Below are 18,479 nucleotides of genomic sequence, written 5' to 3' on the forward strand. Positions count from 1 at the left end.
AGAACTAAAAATAGTTGGAGAACATGAGCGCCGCGCACACTGCGGTGAGTGCGGGATGAGGACGGTGAGTACGGTCAAAAAAAATGGCTGCTCCCGCAAGGAACAGCCATCATTGAACATTTCAGTACGCTTCGGTACGCTTAATCAGACTTGATCAGGCTTGAGTACGATTGGACATCCGCCAGCGCGAATGTCCAACCCGCACGCACGAGGCCAGCGCATTAGCCACGCAACTTCGCAAACGCGGCGGCCATCGCATTGTTCGCCGGTGACTGCTCACGGCCGCGCTGGTTCTGGTGTTGCGACAAACGGCGCGAATCGTTGCGATCGCCGCGCTGTTCATTGCGCGCACCCGGGGCTGGCGCGGTGTCGTTCAAACGCATGGTCAGGGCGATGCGCTTGCGCTTCTCATCCACTTCCAGCACCTTCACCTTGACCACCTGACCGGCCTTGACCACGGTGTGCGGATCCTTCACGTAGCTGTTGGACAGCGCCGAGATGTGAACCAGGCCATCCTGGTGCACGCCGATGTCGACGAAGGCACCGAAGGCCGCCACGTTGGTGACCACGCCTTCCAGGATCATGTCCACGCGCAGGTCCTTGATCTCTTCCACGCCTTCCTTGAAGGTCGCCGTGGTGAACTCGGGACGCGGGTCACGGCCCGGCTTGTCGAGCTCTTTCAGGATGTCGGTGACGGTAGGAACGCCAAACTTCTCATCGGCATACTTGGCCGGCGACAGGCCCTTCAGCAGCGAGGTCTGGCCCAGCACGCTCTTCACATCCTTCTTGATGTCGGCCAGGATCTTTTCCACCAGCGGATAGGATTCCGGGTGCACCGCCGAGGCGTCCAGCGGGTTCTCGCCATTCATCACACGCAGGAAGCCGGCGGCTTGCTCGAAGGTCTTGTCGCCGAGGCGCGGCACCTCGCGCAGCGCTGCGCGGGAATTGAACATGCCCTTCATATCGCGATAGGACACGATGCTTTGCGCCACGCTGGCGTTGAGCCCGGAGACGCGCGCCAGCAGCGGTGCGGAAGCCGTGTTCACATCGACCCCCACCGCGTTGACGCAGTCCTCGACCACGGCATCCAGCGAGCGCGCCAGTTGCGACTGGCTCACATCGTGCTGGTACTGGCCCACGCCGATGGACTTGGGATCGATCTTGACCAGCTCGGCCAGCGGATCCTGCAGGCGCCGCGCAATCGAGACCGCGCCACGCAGCGACACGTCCAGGTCCGGCAATTCCTTGGAGGCGAATTCGGAAGCCGAATACACCGACGCACCCGCTTCGGAAACCACGATCTTGGTGAGCTTGAGTTCCGGACGCAGCTTGATGAGATCCTGGGCCAGCTTGTCAGTCTCACGCGAGGCGGTGCCGTTGCCAATCGAGATCAGCGAGACATTGTGCTTCTCGGCCAGTTGCGAGAGGGTATGCAGCGAACCATTCCAGTCATTGCGCGGCTGGTGCGGATAGATGGTATCGGTGGCCACGACCTTGCCGGTGGCGTCGACGATGGCGACCTTCACGCCGGTACGCAGCCCCGGATCCAGACCCATGGTGGAACGCGGGCCGGCCGGTGCGGCCAGCAGCAGGTCCTTCAGGTTGCGGGCGAAGACGTTGATGGCTTCGGCCTCGGCCTTCTCGCGCAGGTTGGTCATCAGCTCGGTTTCGAGGTGCATGAAGACTTTTACGCGCCAGGCCCAGCGCACCGTGTCGGAGAGCCACTTGTCGGCCGGACGGCCCTTGTTGGACACACCGAAACGTGAAGCAATGCGACCTTCGCAGGGGTTGTGCGGAGCATCCCACTTCGGCTTCTCTTCTTCGGTATCCAGGCGCAGGATGACGTTCAACATCTCTTCGCGGCGGCCACGGAACAGTGCCAGCGCGCGATGCGAGGGGATGGTGGAATAGGTTTCGGAGTAATCGAAATAGTCGGCGAATTTTTCACCGGCATCCTGCTTGCCCTCGATCACCTTGGATTCGACCACGCCATGCTCGGTGAGGTATTCGCGCAGGCTCTGCAGCAGCTCGGCATCTTCCGAGAAACGCTCCATGAGGATCTGGCGCGCGCCATCCAGGGCGGCCTTGGTATCGGGCACGCCGGGGTTGTCGCCGTTGTCGGTGGTGAAGGCGGGCTTGAGGAACTTGGCCGCTTCTTCTTCCGGGTTCAGGGTCGGGTCATTCAGGAGCGCATCGGCCAGCTCGGTCAGGCCGGCTTCGGCGGCGATCTGGGCCTTGGTGCGGCGCTTGGGCTTGTAGGGCAGGTAGAGGTCTTCCAGGCGGGTCTTGTCTTCCGCGTGGGTGATGGCGTCCAGCAGCACGGGCGTCATCTTGCCCTGCTCTTCGATGGAGGCGATGATCGCGGCGCGGCGGCTTTCCAGCTCGCGCAGGTAACGCAGGCGTTCTTCCAGCAGACGCAGTTGGACATCGTCCAGGCCGCCGGTGACTTCCTTGCGGTAGCGGGCGATGAAGGGAACGGTGGCACCTTCGTCCAGCAAGGCGATGGCGGCAGCGACCTGAACCGGCTTGGCGGCGAGTTCGAGGGCGAGTCGTTGTTCGATAGAAGGCAGCATGGTGAAACCCAGTCAACAGTTGAGCAATTAAGCGGTTAAGCGTTTATGCAGTGAAGAAAAACAAGCGTTGGATGATACGCAATTCAGGCAGCCAAGCCAATCTTGACATTGTGTGATTGCACGCCAAAGTGCCTTGGCACGGGCCTCGCCGCCCCCTGCGGGGCTGCACGCGGATTGGACGCGCGGCCGCAAAGCCGGGATAATCGGCGCTTTCGCATTGCGCGTTCTCGTCCTTTAGCACCATGTCCATCCGTCTCATCGTCGGCCTCGGCAACCCCGGCCCGGAATACGAACAAACCCGCCACAACGCCGGCTTCTGGCTGGTCGACAATCTCGCCGGCCCGGTTCGCCTGGCGCGCGAGCAGCGTTTCAACGCGCTGGCGGGCAAGACCAGCATCGCCGGCAGTGAGGTCTGGCTGCTGGAACCGCAGACCTACATGAACCGGTCCGGCCAGTCGGTCGGTGCACTGGCGCGCTTCTACAAGATCAATCCGGATGAAGTGCTGGTGGTGCATGACGAACTGGACCTGCCGGCGGGCGCGGCCAAGATCAAGAAAGGCGGTTCCTCGGGCGGGCACAACGGTTTGAAGGACATCACCGCGGCCCTGGGCACGCAAGATTACTGGCGCCTGCGCCTGGGCATCGGCCATCCGCGCACGCTGGGGCTGCAACAGCCGGTGGCCGACTTCGTGCTGCACCGGCCGCGCAAGGAAGAGCAGGCGCTGATCAACGAGGCGCTGGACAAGAGCCTCAACGTCATCCCCCTGCTGGTGCAGGGCAAGTTCGAACAGGCCATGATGGAATTGCATACCGGGAAGTAATCCCCTGCAGGGGAAAAACCAAGGCAGATGAACGAAGGGCGCTCGACATGCGAGCGCCCTTTTTATTTGTCCGCTTACTTCAGCGAGGACAGCTTCTGTTCCAGTCCCTTGGCATCGACCGCGCCAGGAATGCGCGAGCCATCGGCAAAGAAGATGGTCGGCGTACCGGTGACCTTGAGCTTCTTGCCCAGGGCCAGCACCTCTTCATGCGGGGCATTGCAGGACGCGGCGGCAGCCGGTGCTTCCTTGCCGCTGACCATCCACTCGTTCCAAGCCTTGCTGGGGTTGGGTGCGCACCAGATGTTGCGCGACTTCACGATGGAATCCGGCGAGAGAATGTTGTACTGGAAGGTGTAGTAAGTGATGTTGTCCACTTCCTGCAGGGACTTGTGCAGGCGCTTGCAGTAGATGCAGTTGGGATCCTCGAAGATGGCGATCACGCGCTTGCCGTTGCCCTTGACGGTCTTGATGGCCTTGTCCAGCGGCAGGGCCGAGAACGGCGTCTGGTTCAGCGAATCGATCTTTTCCTTGGTGTAGTCGCGATAGCTCTGCGAATCGACCACGCGGCCGATGAAGAGATACTGGGCCTTGGCATCGGTGTAGATGACGTCGCCATCGACCTGGATTTCATAGAGGCCGGCATAGGGCGTCTTGGTGACGGCATCGACCTTGGCATCCTTGCCCAGGCGCGGCTCGATGAGCTTCTTGATGGTGGCCTCGGTGCTGTCGGCGGCCTCGGCCTGCGCATGGGCGCTCACGCCCGCGACGGTGGTAGCCAGCAGCACTGCTGCCATGCTCAGATGGCGCAAGGAGCTCGCACCTGCGGTCAAAAATTTTTTCATACTCGTCCTGATTCAAATCAAACGCGCGCCCAATCTTCGGAACGTCGGCCGCAAAGCCGCGCCGGGACTGGGTTCGCACATGTCTTTCAACAATGTCTGGGGAAGGTGTCGTGCTGGCGAAGACACCCGTGGATACGGCCGCGCTTCGCCAGAGGCCCTACCTTACCTGAAAACACCGTCCCTTACTGCCCGAGCGCATGGGCAATGAGGCGGCGTTTCAGGATGGGCAGATGGTTGACCAGGCTCATGCCGAGGTTGCGCACCAGGCGCACCGGCTCGGCCTCGGTGGAGAAGAGGCGATGCAGGCCGTCGGTTGCGATCTGCATCAGCAGCACTTCTTCCTTGCGGGCGCGGGCATAGCGGCGCAGCACGCGCTCGTCGCCGCAGTCGTACTGCGGTTCACGCTTGAGCAGGATGTCGATCAACGCGGCCACATCGCCAAAGCCCAGGTTCATGCCGTGGCCAGCCATGGGGTGTACGACGTGGGCGGCGTCGCCGATCAGGGCTACGCGCGGGGCGATCATCGCGTGCGGCTTGATCAGGCGCAGCGGGAAGGCTTTGGCCACTTCGGGCTGCAGCGGCGTGAGCGCACCCAGCACTGGCTTGGCCCACTGGGCCAGGCGCTCGGCCAGGGCCGACAAGGGCAGCTGCAGCAATTGATCGGCCAGCGCTTGCGGCGCGGACCAGACCAGCGAGACGCGGTTGCCCGGCAGCGGCAGCAGGGCGATCACGCCTTCGGTCGGGCTGAACCACTGGTAGGCCACGCCGCGATGGGGCTGCTCGCAGGAGAAATTGGTGACGATGGCGTTCTGGCCGTAGGCGCGGTAATCGAGGCCGATGTCGCACTGGCCGCGCACCCAGGAGTTGGCGCCGTCGGCACCGACCACCAGCGCGGCCGACAGCGACTGGCCGGAGTCCAGCGTCAGGGTGGCGGTCTCGCCGGCCACTGCCAGCGCGGTGGCGCGGCCGTGCAGCACGCGCACGTTGGGGGCGAAGCGCAGGGCGGCGTCGAGCGCCTGGTCGAGGTTGCGATCCTCGACGATCCAGGCCAGGGCATCGGTGCGGGCGGCGTAGGCATCGAAGGAAAGCAGGCCGGGGCGGGCTTTCTCGGGCAGGCCATCGCCGTGCACGGTCATGTTGTCCACCGGCGCGATGCGGGCGGCATCCATGGCGTCCCAGACGCGCACCGACGACAGCAGGCGGTGCGCGGTGTGGTTGAGGGCGTAGACGCGCACGTCCCAGCTGGCGGGATCGGGCGCGGTAGTCGCAGGCGGTGGAGCCAGCAGGGTCACCTTGAAGCCCGCCTGGGCCAGCCCCAGCGCCGCCGTCTTGCCGACCGCGCCGTCGCCGACGATGCAAATGTCAGTGCCAGCCGCGGCCGGCGAAGAAGTATGGGTGTGTGCTTGGGTAGTCATGCTGGCGATTATAAACGGGGTGGCGAAAACTATTTTTCAAAAAGGACTTGCATAATTTTTTAAAGTGTCTATACTTGTCCGTCTTGGCCTGGTAGCTCAGTTGGTAGAGCAGAGGATTGAAAATCCTTGTGTCGGTGGTTCGATTCCGCCCCGGGCCACCAAGTTATAGAAGACGCCAACCTTCGGGTTGGCGTTTTTCGTTTCTGCGGCAATTGTTTTCTTACGGTCGATTTTCGGTTTTGTGGCCGGATTAACACTTCCCCCGCCCCCAAAAAAAAGGGAGGTGCGCCAACCACAGGGTTAGCGCACTACCAAGCTACCTACATCAGCTCCCCGTTGCATCACAATCCGACTGCACGGCCGTTAATATTTAGGTCGCAGTCGTCAAGTCAGACTCCTCACTGTATTTCGGGCTAAATGTCGCGCCCTCAATATGCTGCGCAGCGAGAACACCCCTCGTCCCAAATGTACTCGCCCTTCAAAACTCAATTCGGGAAAATGTTGTAAAACTCAGACTGAGTGCTACCGTCAAACCGTGCCCCCTACCCCTTTGAACTTATCCACAAACGCAACAATCTTCTGAAACACGCTCTGTTTTTTAGTCAAATACTGCGGATTAAGGGGGCTCATTTTGGGAAGGATAGTGTTGAGCTCAGTACCGCTATCGCTCGCAAATTCACGCTTCAGCGAGGTCGTGATGTATCGGCGGGCAGCCTCGTTGTTCAGGCCCTCCTCGCGGATGAGTTCATCAGCTTCGCGCTTCTGCTCAGCCTGGGCAAAAACAAAGAAGGCATCGATCACACTGGCCTTGTCGCCAATCTTGTTCAGATCGGTCTGATTGATAAAGTCCACCAGCAAGCCTTCCTTAGCGCGATGGCCGAGGCTGCCGCGAATGACCCGGCGTACCTCATCTACCAGCTCGGATTTGCTCTTGGTCTTTTTGTTATGTTCAAAAATCAGTTCCAGGATGTAGTCCAGATTGATTTCCTGTGACTTGAGCAGATCGACTGTTGATTTGCATTGAAAACTGACCCACTTTCCCAGGAAATTTGCATCCAAAGTTGACCCATGTTTAGACCACAATCCTGCTCATGACAGCGAGCGGGAGAACGGAGTGATAGACGTGGCCCTACTTGGAATTATTCGACGCTGGTACATCAGAGACCGCATCTCAATTCGGGAAATCGCCCGCAGGCTCGACATATCCCGCAACACAGTTCGCCGCTACATCCGATCCGATGTCAGCGAACCTGCTTATCCAGCAAGGCGTTCGCCAAGCTCGCTCGATGACTTCACCGCCAGGCTCTCCGCTTGGCTCAGCGCAGAGGCGGTCAAATCTCGGAAGCAAAGAAGGACCCTGAAACAGATGTTCCTGGACTTAAGAGAGCTGGGATACGAGGGGTCGTATGACCGGGTGGCTGCCTTCAGCAGGCAATGGAAGGTGGGTCAAATGGAGAGGGTCAAATCTGCGAGCAAATCAACAATCATGAACAACACCTACAGCTTTGGCCTGCATACCAAACTTTCCCCTAACGAGCTGCTCTTCTACGTCTTCATCGATGAAACGTGCAAAGAGTTTGGCGTAGACAATGTCAGCGCCGCAGCCGCTGCGCTCACCGGCCGACATCGGATTCCCGCTAGAACCAAGCCTTCCGGCGCCACGAAGCAGGCATCGGTGGCGTCCATCATGGGCCGCAGGTCTCTCGACTGCGATTTGAAAAGGAAGATTCTTCCCACGCTCAATGAGAAAAGCATCAAAGCGCTGAACATGCTGATGACAAAAAATATCGGCAAATGCGTGGGTCGTGCGCTTCCCCTGGTTGGGTATGCGGTGTCGGCCCATAACGTCGCGTCGATCAAGAGCCGTTCCGTTGCGAACTATAATCGCCGGGTCAGAACGGAAGACAAGGTCTTGTGATACGCGCTATCGCTTGGGAAAGATTGGAAGCTTGGGTCCGCAAGGAAAATGCCACCAGTCCTAAAAAGCAACTGACCCGCGATACTCAACTTGCCGACGATCTTGATGTTACCGGCGATGAGGCTGAAGATTTCATGGAGCACTTCTTTGAAGAATTCTCCATCGACTTCGGGGACTACAATTTTGATCACTATTTTGTCCCCGAAGGCTTCAGCCCGCTTGAGATTTTCCTGCTCCTGATCTCGAAGAAAAAGCGGGCTTCCTACGACAGGCCGCCAATCACCCTGGGCATGCTCCACCAGGCCGCCCTTGATGGCCGATGGGATTGCGCCCGCCTGGATTCACTGTCATCACTTTCACAGACTTGAATCGACACGACCCATCACGCCAGCTGATAATACAAAAACAGAAAAACAAAACCGAGCTGATCGCAACGTGCGCAACATCACGACCTCAGCTCAATTCCTCTCCCCGCCATTGACGAACCGCACCTCCACCCGCCGGTTACGCTCATCACTGGCCGCCAGCCCCTGCAGCGGTTGCGAATCCCCATACCCCGCCACGATCACGCGGCGCGCCGCTTCCGGCGCACTGCGTCCGATCAGCAGCAAGCGCGCTTCGCGGGCACGCGCCGCCGACAGTGTGAAGTTGTCATCGTAGACCGTGCAATACGCGCGCACATCAGTCACCGGAGCCTTCACCGGCTTGTCATCCGTATGGCCTTCCACATAGATGCGGCCCGCGGGGTGCTGCTGCAAATACTCCGCAATCCGCTCCTCGACCTGCGCAAACGCGGCCCGCGCTTCCGGCTCCACACAAGCACTGCCGCGACGGAATGCCCCCTCTTTCAGCGTAATCATCCCCGCCTCGGTATCGACCGCCACCAGGTTGGAAGCGCCCTGCTGCGCAAACACCGTCTGCACCTGGCGCAACACGACCGTCAATCCCGGTCCGTCGGATTCGCGGCGGGCCGTCGCCGGCGCGGCTGGCGGTGGTGCAGCTTCAGCCGCTGCAGGCGCCGGTTGGGCGGGTGCTGCAGCGGGCAAGGGGGCAGCCGGTGGCGGTGCCGGGGTGGAAGCGGATGCCACCTGGGGTGCCTCCGCACGCAGCTGCGCAATCTCGGGACCACCCGCCCGGCTCACCGCCAGCAGGACGATCAATACCCCCGCCAGCGCCACCAGCAGCCCGGTGGCCGCGACCCATTCGTGATCGGATTGACTCATCGCCGCCTCAGGATGAACGTCCGGACTGGCGCTGCAGCGCTTCCATCCACTCGCCATGGCGCAGATGCGCGCGCTGTGCCTCGGCCTGTTGTGCCGCCAGCAGGGCTTGTCCGCTTTGCTTGATGGCGTCGACCAGACGCTGCTGTTCTTCTGCGTGTTGCACCGCCTGCGCTTGCGCAGCCGCAGTGGCCGCATCCTTGAGAATGCCGATGCTCCACGCCAGCCGCGCCTGCTCATGCCCGCGCAAGATCATCCAGGACTTCAGAATCAGAAACGCCAGCATGCTCCATGCGGCAATCTTGAACTTGCTGCCCAGTGCATCGATCACCGCTCCCAGCGCACCCGGTGCAGCCTGTGGTCCAAGCACGCCGGCCGTCGCCGTCAAGGCCAGGCCCAGGCCGATGAAAGTACCCAGCAAACCCAGCATCAGGATCAAGCCCGGCATCGCGGTAGCCCAGCGTTCCGGCGCAGTGGCCACGGCCTGGCTCAGTTCGTCCGGTGTGGTCGTCGCAGGCAGAGGCCCGCGCTCACCGGTCAGCGCTTGCAACCGCGCCTGCCACTGCGCAGGCCGGGCGCGGCGTGAAAGCAGCAGCGGCAGTGCGATCACCAGCAACAGCAACACCAGCGCAAACACCCACTGCAGGCCGCCATAGGCCGTGCCATCCCATTGCGGCAGCAGGAAACTCCACAGCGATTTATCCATGAACTGCCCCTGTCTGCATGACGAACCTTCCCATCCTTGCTCCCCTTCTTCTTTACATTGTCAGCGTCTTGTCACGACAGGAGATTATCAGAAAGACCACACTGAGGGACGAAAAGCCCCGCGCAGCCGACCGATGTAATGGTCCGGTCACAAGTTGTCAGCAAACTTTCAGGTCTTGACAACTTGCTACCAATTTCTTTGCACATGGCCCGCTCTTCTTTACCTCTTCGCCTGCTTCCGCTGGCCCTGGCCCTGCAAGCCATCCATGCCCCTGCCCAGGCGGCCAACTACACCGTGGCCAACGGCACGACCGACACCAGCGCCAAGACCCTGACCAAGAACGGCGCCGATACCATCACCGTCAATGCCGGCGGCACCCTGGCTTCCGGCAGCGCGGCCACCATCCGCACCTCGCAGGACAACGACAACCTCAGCGCCGTCACCATCAACAACGCCGGTACCATCGGCCAGAACAGCGGCCTGACAGCCATCAGCATCAACCACAAGAAGGTCAACCTGATCCTCAACAACGCCGCAGGCGGCGTCATCACCAGTTCCTCCAGCAGCGCCAAGACACCGACCATCCTGATCGGCAAAGGCAGCGATACCTTCTCCATCGTCAACCTCGGCACCATCTCGCAAACCGGTCCCACCCCCACCAATGCGGACAACGGCAAGAACTACGCCATCAACGCCAACGGCGACTACTCCACCGCCGGCAATACCATCGTCAATGGCTCGGCCAGCAACAGCAGCGCCACCATCAGTTCGTCGAGCTCGAGCGCGATCAAGATGGGCTCCAACATCCTGCTGACCAACTACGGACGCATCTTCACCACCAGCCCGGTCAACACCTCCTGCCCGGATTACCTGTCGGCCTGCGCCAGCGGCTCGCCGCCGAAAGCAGCCGATGGCATCTCCATCGACGACGGCATCCGCAATGCGGTCATCGTCAACTACGGCAGCATCACCGGTGCGCGCCACGGCATCGACGGCGGCGACCCGGTGGCCGCCACCCCGGACAGCAACCTGGCCAATGCCATCGCTCTCACGCCGCGCCTGAGCGCCACCGGCATCACCTTCGATGCCACCTATGCCGATGGCAGCACGCGCAGCAACGTGGCCATCAGCAACAACGTGGTGATCAACCAGGCCAGCGGCGTCATCACCGGCAACAACGGCTCGGGCGTGGGCTTCGACAGCCACGGCGTGGTCTTCAACTACGGCACCATCATCGGCAACTATGCCGGCAGCGGACGCGTGTATGACGTCCTCGGCAACGGCGCCACCACCAGCAATGGCGATGGCGACGGCGTCGATATCGACGGCACCGCCTACATCGAAAACTGGGGAACCATCCGAGGCAATGGCGCGGGCGGCCTCGATTCCAGCGGTCAGCCCAATGGCGCCGATGGCATCGCCGCCGGTGGCGGCACCATCATCAACCACGCGGGCGCAGTGATCTATGGCGAAGCCCATGGCATCCTCATCGACGATGGCAATGACTGGTCCAAGGACCCGAGCAATCCGCGCATCACCTACAACACTGGCAACACCACCGGACGCGGCACCGGGGGGAGCACCGGTGTCAACGGTGCCAAGGCGTACATCGTCAACGATGGCAGCATCACCGGCAACACGGGGATCGCCATCGGGCTGGTCGGCAATTACGACGATACCGTCATCAACAACGCCAGCGGCGTCATCACCGGCGGTGCACAGGCCACCCTCACCGGCCAGGGCGGCAGCACCGTGCCGGGGGCGGCGGTGCAGATGGGCGGTGGCAACGATACGCTGATCAACTACGGCCGCATCGAGGGCAAGAACGGCATGGCCATCGACATGGGCGACGGCGACGACTCGCTGCAGCTGCTGGGTGGCACCGTGATCGGCACCATCAATGGCGGCACCGGCATCGATACCCTCACCACCGGCGGCACGCAGTCCTTCGCGGCGGGCGTGCTGTCGGGTTTCGAGAACTACATCGTGCGTGATGGCGTGACGCGCTTCAACTATGACCTCGGCACCGTCAGCAACATGACCGTCAACCAGGGTGCAGTGCTGCAAGTCAACGGGGCCTTCGGCACCAGCGGCAACCTCGCCGTCAATGGCGTATTCCAGGCCGCACAGGGGACGGCCACCCGCACCATCAACGTCGGCGGCAATCTCTCCGTCGGCAGCGGCGGCACCCTGCAAGTCGGCGTGGCCGGTCCGCAGGCCGACCGCATCAACGCCGCCGGCAGCGCCACGCTGGCCAACGGTGCGACCCTGCAGCCGGTGGTCAAGACCTATGTCCCCAATACCGCACGCTGGACCATCCTCTCGGCCGCCGGCGGCCTGTCGCTGGATGTGTCGAAGATCCAGCTGGCCAGCACCGCCACGCTGGATTACGGTCTGCAAGTCTCGGGCAACGACCTGATCCTCACGGCCCAGCGTACCGCCAGCGTGAGCGACGTCAGCGGCAGTCCGCTGGGCCGCGCGCTGGACGCGCTGGGCAACAACAGCAGCAACACCCAGGTGCAGAACCTGCTGGCCGCGCTGGATGCCCTGCCGACGACTGCCGCCTATCGCAGCGCGGTGCGCCAGCTGCAACCGGAAACCAATCGCGCCAGCCAGCAGGCGGCGCAGGTCTCCATGGGCAGCGTCTTCTCGGCCGTGGCAGGGCGCGTGGACAGCGCACGCGGTGATGCGCCCGTGGCCCGCCAGGACGGCAGCGGCGTGGCCACCGGCGAAGCCGCCGCACGCGGCCGCGTCTGGCTGCAAGGCCTGGGCGCCTGGGGCCGGCAGCAGGCCCGCGCCGGTGCCGACGGCTACGACGTCAATGCCTACGGCATGGCCGCCGGGATGGAAACCGACCTCTCGGCACGCGAAGTGGCCGGCCTCACCCTGGGCTATACCCGTGCCGGAACACGCGGCAGTGACAATGCCAGCGGCAATGACGTCAATGTCGATGCCGTAAACGTGGGCGGCTATGTCGGTCTGGACATGGACGGCTGGACGCTGGACGGCGCACTCATGGTGGGCGGCAATCACTACAGCAGCCAGCGCGCCATCAACTTCGTCGGCCAGCACGTCAACGGCAGCTACAACGGCTGGCAGGTCGGCGCGCGCGTGGAAGCGGGTCTGCCCTTTGCGGTCAGCCAGCGCTGGTCCGGCCGCTGGCTGGCCGGACTGCGGCTGTCGCACCTGAGCAATGAGGGCTACACCGAAAGCGGCAATGCGGCGCTGGCGCAGAATGTGGCCTCCAGCCGCGCCAATTCGGTACAGCCGACCCTGGGTGTGGAATTGAATCGCTTGAGCGACAACGGCGACCGCCTGCAACTGCGTGCGCGCTACCTGCATGAGCTGGCCAGCAATCCGGATGTCACCGCCAGCTTCGTGGCCGGCGGCCCCAGCTTCACCACCGCCAGCACCGCGCCCAATCGCGACGCCGTGCAACTGGGCGTGAGCTATCGCTTCAATGGCGCCCAGGGCAGCTATGGCACGCTGGGCTATGACGCCGAAGTACGCGACCGTTCGCTCATGCATCAACTGACCGCTCGCGTGGGCTGGCTGTTCTGAGCTTGCAGCCCCCATGAGACAGGGCCCGCAGCTTGCGCTTGCGGGCTCTTTTTACTCCGGCGACAATCGCGCGATGCGATCCTCTTTCCTCTTCCGATTCCGCCCGCCTGCCCTCGCCCTCACCAGCCTCGCCCTGCTGGCCGGCTGCGCCAGCGACCTGGTACAGCGCGCCGATGCGCTGGCTGCGCCGTCCGGCCTGCAGCGCGAAGAGGTGCGCGGCGGCCCCTTCGTGCTGACGGCCTACGTACACGCCCGCACGAAAGCGCCGCTGCTGCGCGTCTACTTGGAAGGCGACGGCCGCGCCTGGATCACGCGGACTCAGGTCTCACCCGATCCGACACCGCATACGGCCATGGGCCTGCGCCTGGCCGCCAGCGATGGCGGTGACGTGGTGTATCTGGCGCGCCCCTGCCAGTTCACGCCCATGGCGCGCAACCCGGTCTGCCAGCCGGCCTACTGGGCCGGCCTGCGCTATTCCCCGGAAGTGGTCAACGCCATGGATGAAGCCCTGAGCCGCTATGTGGCGCAACTGCAGCCGGCCAGGCTGGAGCTGGTCGGCTATTCGGGCGGCGGCGCCATCGCCGTACTGCTGGCGGCGCGGCGCAAGGATGTGAGCGCCATCCGCACGGTGGCCGGCAATCTCGATCACGTGGCCATGAACGAATGGCACAAGGTCTCGCAAATGCCGGGGTCGCTCAATCCCATCGATGTGGCGGCGCAGGTGGCACGCATCCCGCAACTGCATGTGAGCGGTGCCGAGGATGCCGTCATCCCCCCCGCCATCACGCGCAGCTTCGTCGCCAAGGCAGGACCTTGCGCGGCGCTGGCGATCATCCCGGGCATGGCGCACGAGAGCGACTGGTCAAGCCGCTGGCCCGCCCTGCTGCAGGTGCCGCTGCCCTGCACTGGCCGGCAGCCTTGAGCATGGGCCATGAAAAAATGGGTAGCCGGCGCAAACCGGACTACCCATTTTTTTAAGAAAACTTCATTTCCGGGTTGCCTAAAAAACAGGCAACCCCGCCATCACAGCGCCATATCGGCCGATGCGTTGGCTTTCGGCTTTTCCAGGCTGCCACCCTTGCCGGCTTGGCCTGCCGCCTTGGGAGCGATCACCGGCGGCGGCATCAGTTGCAGCACTTCTGCGGTATAGGCCCATTCCTTGGCGACCTGGTCGGGGTGGTCATTGAGCTTGGTGCCATAGCTGGGCACAATCTGGCGCACCTTCTGCTGCCATTCGGGCGTGGCCAGCTTGTCCTTGAAGACCTTCTGCAGCACGCTCAGCATGATCGGCGCGGCCGTCGAAGCACCAGGCGAGGCACCCAGCAGACCGGCGATGCTGCCGTCGGCCGAGGCCACGATTTCGGTGCCCAGCTTGAGCACGCCGCCCTTGGCCTCATCACGCTTGATGATCTGCACGCGCTGGCCGGCTTGCCACAGGCGCCAATCTTCCTTCTTGGCGTTGGGGAAATACTCCTTGAGTGCGGCAAAACGCTGGTCGTCCGACAGCATCAGCTGGCCGGCCAGGTATTCCACCAGCGGGTATTCATCGATACCGACACGGGCCATCGGCCAGGCGTTATGGGTGGTGGTGGCCGAGAACAGGTCCCACAGCGAGCCTTGCTTCAGGAACTTGGTCGAGAAGGTGGCGAAGGGGCCAAACAGGATCACGCGCTTGCCATCCAGCACACGGGTATCCAGGTGCGGCACCGACATCGGCGGCGCGCCCACGGAGGCCTTGCCATAGGCCTTGGCCAGGTGGCGCAGGGCGACATCCTGGTTGTCGGTGATGAGGAAGGAGCCGCCCACCGGGAAGGCCGCATAGTCACGCGCTTCGGGGATGCCGGACTTCTGCAGCAGCTTCAGGGCACCGCCACCGGCACCGATGAAGACGAACTTGGCATCGGTCTCGGTGGTGCTGCCATCCTTGAGGTTCTTGTAGACCACGCGCCAGGTGCCATCACCGTTGCGGGTGATGTCGCGCACTTCGCTGGAGAGCTTCAGGCCGAAGTTGGGGCGCGTCTGCAGGTAGGCGGCGAACTGGCGGGTGATTTCGCCGAAGTTGACGTCGGTGCCCAGCGGGGTCCAGGTGGCGGCCAGCTTCTGGTTGGGGTCGCGCCCTTCCATCATCAGCGGCACCCACTTCTTGATCTGCTCGTGGTCTTCCGAATACTGCATGCCGGCAAACAGCGGGCTGGCCTGCAGGGCTTCGTAGCGCTTCTTCAGGTAGGCCACGTTGTCATCGCCCCAGATGAAACTCATGTGCGGGGTGGAATTGATGAAGGAGCGCGGGTTCTTCAGCACGCCGCTCTTGACCTGCCACGACCAGAACTGGCGCGAGATCTGGAAGGCTTCGTTGATCTCGATGGCCTTGGCGATCTGGATCTTGCCGTCCTTGTCTTCGGGCGTGTAGTTCAGTTCGGCCAGGGCCGAGTGGCCGGTGCCGGCGTTGTTCCAGCCGTTGGAGCTTTCTTCGGCCACGCCATCGAGGCGCTCGACCATTTCCATCGACCAGCCCGGTTCCAGCTCATTGAGCCAGACCGCCAGGGTGGTGCTCATGATGCCGCCGCCGACCAGCAGCACGTCGACCTTCTTGACGTCGGCCGCCTGCGAAGCGGGCGTGACGACCAACGCAACTACGAATCCCAGCAAGGCCAGGAAGGATTTTTTCAACATTGTCTAATCCGTTTGTGATGAGAGAGGGCTGCCTCCCCTGCACGGTGGCGGGGAGTCGGACAACCGGTGCATGCCACAGGCCGCAGCGCCTGCCGTGGAGGGCGGGCGCGAAAGCGCTGTGTCATGAGGGCCTTGCGGATCAATGCAAGCCCAGCCGGGCGTGGCCGCGCGGGGCCACGGCGCACGCACGGGCCTGTAGCCTGAGTGGTGCCTGCCGGTTTCAACTGCCTGTCCGATGCCTGTCTCCGGCATTTGGGGAATGCCTGTACAAATCGTCTCCGTCAGAGCGGACCGGGATCGGGTCATGTCGAGGGGGCGCAGCGTACCACGGGACGGGAGCCCAAGGCGATTGCGGATATCCCCTATTAACGATGGCGCACAAGCCTGTTCTCGGATAGGGAATTCCCCGATATCGGGTGGGCTGTGCCTGACTGACAATGCATGGACCGCCAACACTCACCGTCCCTCATTGGGGCGCACACAAGAACGATCAGGGGCCCGTATGCAAACCGTCATCAACAAGCCGGAAAATTTCGCGTCGTATCGGTATCACGACCGGGCCTTCAATTGCGACACCGCCAAGATCCTGCCGGGCGAATATTTTTATACCGGTGATGACATCATGATCGTCACCGTGCTGGGTTCCTGCGTCTCGGCCTGCCTGCGCGACCGCGTCAGCGGCGTGGGCGGGATGAACCATTTCATGCTGCCCGATGGCGGCGGCGAAGCCGACAGCCCGGTCTCGGCCTCGATGCGTTATGGCACCTATGCCATGGAAGTCTTGATCAACGACGTCCTCAAGGCCGGTGCCCGGCGCGAGAACCTGGAATGCAAGGTCTTCGGCGGTGGCGCGGTGCTGCGTGGCATGAACGCCATGAACGTGGGCGAACGCAATGCCGCCTTCGTTAAGAATTACCTCTCGGCCGAGAAGATCCGCGTGGTGGCCGAAGACCTCAACGACATCTGGCCGCGCAAGGTCCATTTCTTCCCGCGCACGGGCAAGGTGCTGGTCAAGAAGATCAAGGATGCGGCTGCCGATCTGGCCAGCCGTGAACGTGAATATGCGTCCAAGCTGCAGGCCAAGCCGGTGGGTGGGGAAATTGATTTGTTCTGATTCACTCGGGACCGAGACTCGCCATTGCTGACCCTTTCGTACATTCACGAAATTCGTCCAAGGAAAACCTCGGCGTATTGTCCTCTGTATCCATGTGGATACAATGATTGCTCTCTCTAAAGGAGGGCTTCAATGACCAACCGAAAATTCCATAGAAAAGAAGCGCACATCTCCACCTTTGATCCGGCGAACTATCTCGACAGCAAAGAGGCCATGGCAGCCTATCTGCAGACTGCGCTCGAAGAGAATGATCCTGACTTCCTGATGGCCGCACTCAATGACGTCATCCGCGCGCAGGGTATCGCGGAGGTCGCCGGCAAAGCAGGCTTGGGGCGTGAAAGCCTCTACAAGACCCTCAAGCCGGGTGCGGAGCCCAGGCTGGGCACCGTCCTTCGTTTGCTCGGGGCACTCGACCTGCGCTTGAGCATTGCCGCACCTCAAGGGGGGGCGCAAACCAAAACGATCCGGCACCGTAAAGACATTATCCGCCCAGTCTCCTGCAACAAAGAAACAGGCACCACGGCGCGCCGCCATCACCAAGATGACACCGGTGAAAAAGCCCGGCACGACGCGCACCGCCAAGAGCGGAAAACAAGGCAGCCAGATCTGCGCTTGAGTCCTGCCCAATCAAAGAAAATGCCGTCCGGTTCAACACCGGACGGCATTCTCACATCTCCGCCAGCTGCGGTTCCGGAGCCGTCAAGCCATCACTTCTTCAGCGTGGTCAGGCCCTGCTCAGCCAGCGCCTTCAACCAACCCAAGCCCGCAGAGGTAGCACCGGCCGGGTTGTATTCGCAACCGATCCAGCCCTGGTAACCCAGGGTATCGATCAGCTTGAGCAGATACGGATAGTTCAGCTCACCCACATCCGGCTCATGGCGCTCGGGCACACCGGCAATCTGGATGTGGCCGATGCCGGGCATGTCGCGCTTCAACTTCACGGCCACGTCGCCTTCGACGATCTGGCAGTGGTAGCAGTCGAATTGCACCTTCAGGTTGGGCGCGCCCACTTCGGCACAGATGGCCTGGGCATCGTCCTGGCGGTTCAGGAAGAAGCCCGGAATGTTGCGGGTGTTGATCGGCTCGATCACCACGGTCAGCCCGGCGGATTCAGCCTGGTGTGCCGCATACGACAGGTTGTCCAGGTACACCGCACGGTGACGCGCGCGATCCTGGTCGGGCTTGATCAGGCCGGCCATCACGTGCAGGGTCTTGTTGCCGATGACGGAAGCGTACTTCAGCGCAGTCTCGATGCTGCGTTTGAATTCGTCTTCGCGGCCCGGTAGCGAGGCGATGCCGCGCTCGCCGGCGGCCCAGTCACCCGGGGGCGCATTGAACAGCGCCTGGGTCAGGCCATTGGCCTCCAGGCGCGACTTGATCTCTTCCGGCTGATAGTCGTAGGGGAACAGGAACTCGACGCCGGAGAAGCCATCCTTGGCGGCGGCGGCGAAGCGGTCCAGGAAATCGTGTTCCACATACATCATGCTCAGGTTGGCGGCAAAACGCAGCATCGGATTCTCCTTGGTAACGAAGGGGCCAGTGTAGCGCGAACGCTCTTGCGTGCGTCCACACAGGCAGAAGGTGCAGAAAACGTCAAAGCCCGCAGGCACAGGCATGCGGGCTTTGAACGGGACAT

Annotated in this window: 15 protein-coding genes and 1 tRNA gene; 8 read left to right on the plus strand and 8 right to left on the minus strand. The window is 62.4% G+C overall.

Translation table 11 applies throughout. The annotated features are described in order from the left end of the window. Nucleotides 1-221: 221 nt before the first annotated feature. Nucleotides 222-2,573 (minus strand): Tex family protein, encoded by a 2,352-nt coding sequence (locus tag ACLRDN_RS21810; protein ID WP_413457969.1) that lies wholly within the window; start codon nt 2,571-2,573, stop codon nt 222-224. 242 nt (nt 2,574-2,815) lie between these two features. Between ACLRDN_RS21810 and pth the strand changes: the two genes are divergently transcribed. Next, on the plus strand, nt 2,816-3,394 hold the full coding sequence (gene pth / locus ACLRDN_RS21815; RefSeq protein ID WP_413457970.1) for an aminoacyl-tRNA hydrolase: 579 nt from the start codon (nt 2,816-2,818) through the stop codon (nt 3,392-3,394). 74 nt (nt 3,395-3,468) lie between these two features. Here pth and ACLRDN_RS21820 read toward each other — a convergent pair whose 3' ends face one another. Next, nucleotides 3,469-4,236, minus strand: a complete 768-nt coding sequence (locus tag ACLRDN_RS21820; protein ID WP_413457971.1) for a DsbC family protein — start codon at nt 4,234-4,236, stop codon at nt 3,469-3,471. A 182-nt stretch (nt 4,237-4,418) separates the two neighbouring features. Continuing rightward, on the minus strand, nt 4,419-5,651 hold the full coding sequence (locus tag ACLRDN_RS21825) for a UbiH/UbiF family hydroxylase (protein WP_413457972.1): 1,233 nt from the start codon (nt 5,649-5,651) through the stop codon (nt 4,419-4,421). An 85-nt stretch (nt 5,652-5,736) separates the two neighbouring features. Between ACLRDN_RS21825 and ACLRDN_RS21830 the strand changes: the two genes are divergently transcribed. Then, nucleotides 5,737-5,812 (plus strand) — tRNA-Phe (locus ACLRDN_RS21830). A gap of 367 nt (nt 5,813-6,179) precedes the next feature. Here the strand turns inward: ACLRDN_RS21830 and ACLRDN_RS21835 are convergent. After that, a complete protein-coding gene (locus ACLRDN_RS21835) occupies nt 6,180-6,710 on the minus strand; it encodes a type I restriction endonuclease subunit R, EcoR124 family (RefSeq protein ID WP_413457973.1) in 531 nt (176 codons plus the stop codon). A gap of 55 nt (nt 6,711-6,765) precedes the next feature. Here ACLRDN_RS21835 and ACLRDN_RS21840 point away from each other — a divergent pair, with 55 nt between their 5' ends. Continuing rightward, on the plus strand, nt 6,766-7,569 hold the full coding sequence (locus tag ACLRDN_RS21840) for an STM2901 family protein (protein ID WP_413457974.1): 804 nt from the start codon (nt 6,766-6,768) through the stop codon (nt 7,567-7,569). A 23-nt stretch (nt 7,570-7,592) separates the two neighbouring features. After that, complete coding sequence (locus ACLRDN_RS21845; RefSeq protein WP_413457975.1) at nt 7,593-7,937, plus strand: DUF1493 family protein; 345 nt, start codon at nt 7,593-7,595, stop codon at nt 7,935-7,937. A gap of 90 nt (nt 7,938-8,027) precedes the next feature. Here ACLRDN_RS21845 and ACLRDN_RS21850 read toward each other — a convergent pair whose 3' ends face one another. Together ACLRDN_RS21850 and ACLRDN_RS21855 are read right to left on the minus strand one after the other, a co-directional pair. Then, a complete protein-coding gene (locus tag ACLRDN_RS21850; protein WP_413457976.1) occupies nt 8,028-8,792 on the minus strand; it encodes a flagellar motor protein MotB in 765 nt (254 codons plus the stop codon). Nucleotides 8,793-8,799: 7 nt separating this feature from the next. After that, nucleotides 8,800-9,495, minus strand: coding sequence for a hypothetical protein (locus ACLRDN_RS21855; RefSeq protein WP_413457977.1), 696 nt, complete (start codon nt 9,493-9,495; stop codon nt 8,800-8,802). 204 nt (nt 9,496-9,699) lie between these two features. On the opposite strand from ACLRDN_RS21855, the gene ACLRDN_RS21860 reads away from it, so the two are divergent. Together ACLRDN_RS21860 and ACLRDN_RS21865 are read left to right on the plus strand one after the other, a co-directional pair. After that, the gene (locus ACLRDN_RS21860; RefSeq protein ID WP_413457978.1) at nt 9,700-13,056 is read left to right on the plus strand and encodes an autotransporter domain-containing protein; all 3,357 of its coding nucleotides are present in this window, start codon (nt 9,700-9,702) and stop codon (nt 13,054-13,056) included. A 73-nt stretch (nt 13,057-13,129) separates the two neighbouring features. Beyond that, the gene (locus ACLRDN_RS21865) at nt 13,130-13,978 is read left to right on the plus strand and encodes an alpha/beta hydrolase (RefSeq protein ID WP_413457979.1); all 849 of its coding nucleotides are present in this window, start codon (nt 13,130-13,132) and stop codon (nt 13,976-13,978) included. 101 nt (nt 13,979-14,079) lie between these two features. On the opposite strand, the gene mqo is transcribed toward ACLRDN_RS21865, so the two are convergent. Continuing rightward, nucleotides 14,080-15,729 carry a malate dehydrogenase (quinone) gene (mqo, locus tag ACLRDN_RS21870; RefSeq protein ID WP_413457980.1) on the minus strand — a complete coding sequence of 550 codons (1,650 nt, stop codon included), beginning with the start codon at nt 15,727-15,729 and terminating at the stop codon, nt 14,080-14,082. Nucleotides 15,730-16,231: 502 nt separating this feature from the next. On the opposite strand from mqo, the gene cheD reads away from it, so the two are divergent. Then, entirely contained in the window at nt 16,232-16,843 is a 612-nt protein-coding gene (cheD, locus tag ACLRDN_RS21875; protein ID WP_413457981.1) for a chemoreceptor glutamine deamidase CheD, read from the plus strand. Nucleotides 16,844-16,975: 132 nt separating this feature from the next. Then, on the plus strand, nt 16,976-17,659 hold the full coding sequence (locus tag ACLRDN_RS21880) for an addiction module antidote protein (protein ID WP_413457982.1): 684 nt from the start codon (nt 16,976-16,978) through the stop codon (nt 17,657-17,659). On the opposite strand, the gene otnI is transcribed toward ACLRDN_RS21880, so the two are convergent. Continuing rightward, entirely contained in the window at nt 17,551-18,354 is an 804-nt protein-coding gene (gene otnI, locus ACLRDN_RS21885; protein WP_413457983.1) for a 2-oxo-tetronate isomerase, read from the minus strand. The genes ACLRDN_RS21880 and otnI overlap by 109 nt on opposite strands. Nucleotides 18,355-18,479: the final 125 nt, after the last annotated feature.

Source organism: Herbaspirillum huttiense, assembly GCF_047300815.1.
GTDB classification, from domain to species: domain Bacteria; phylum Pseudomonadota; class Gammaproteobacteria; order Burkholderiales; family Burkholderiaceae_D; genus Herbaspirillum; species Herbaspirillum huttiense_A.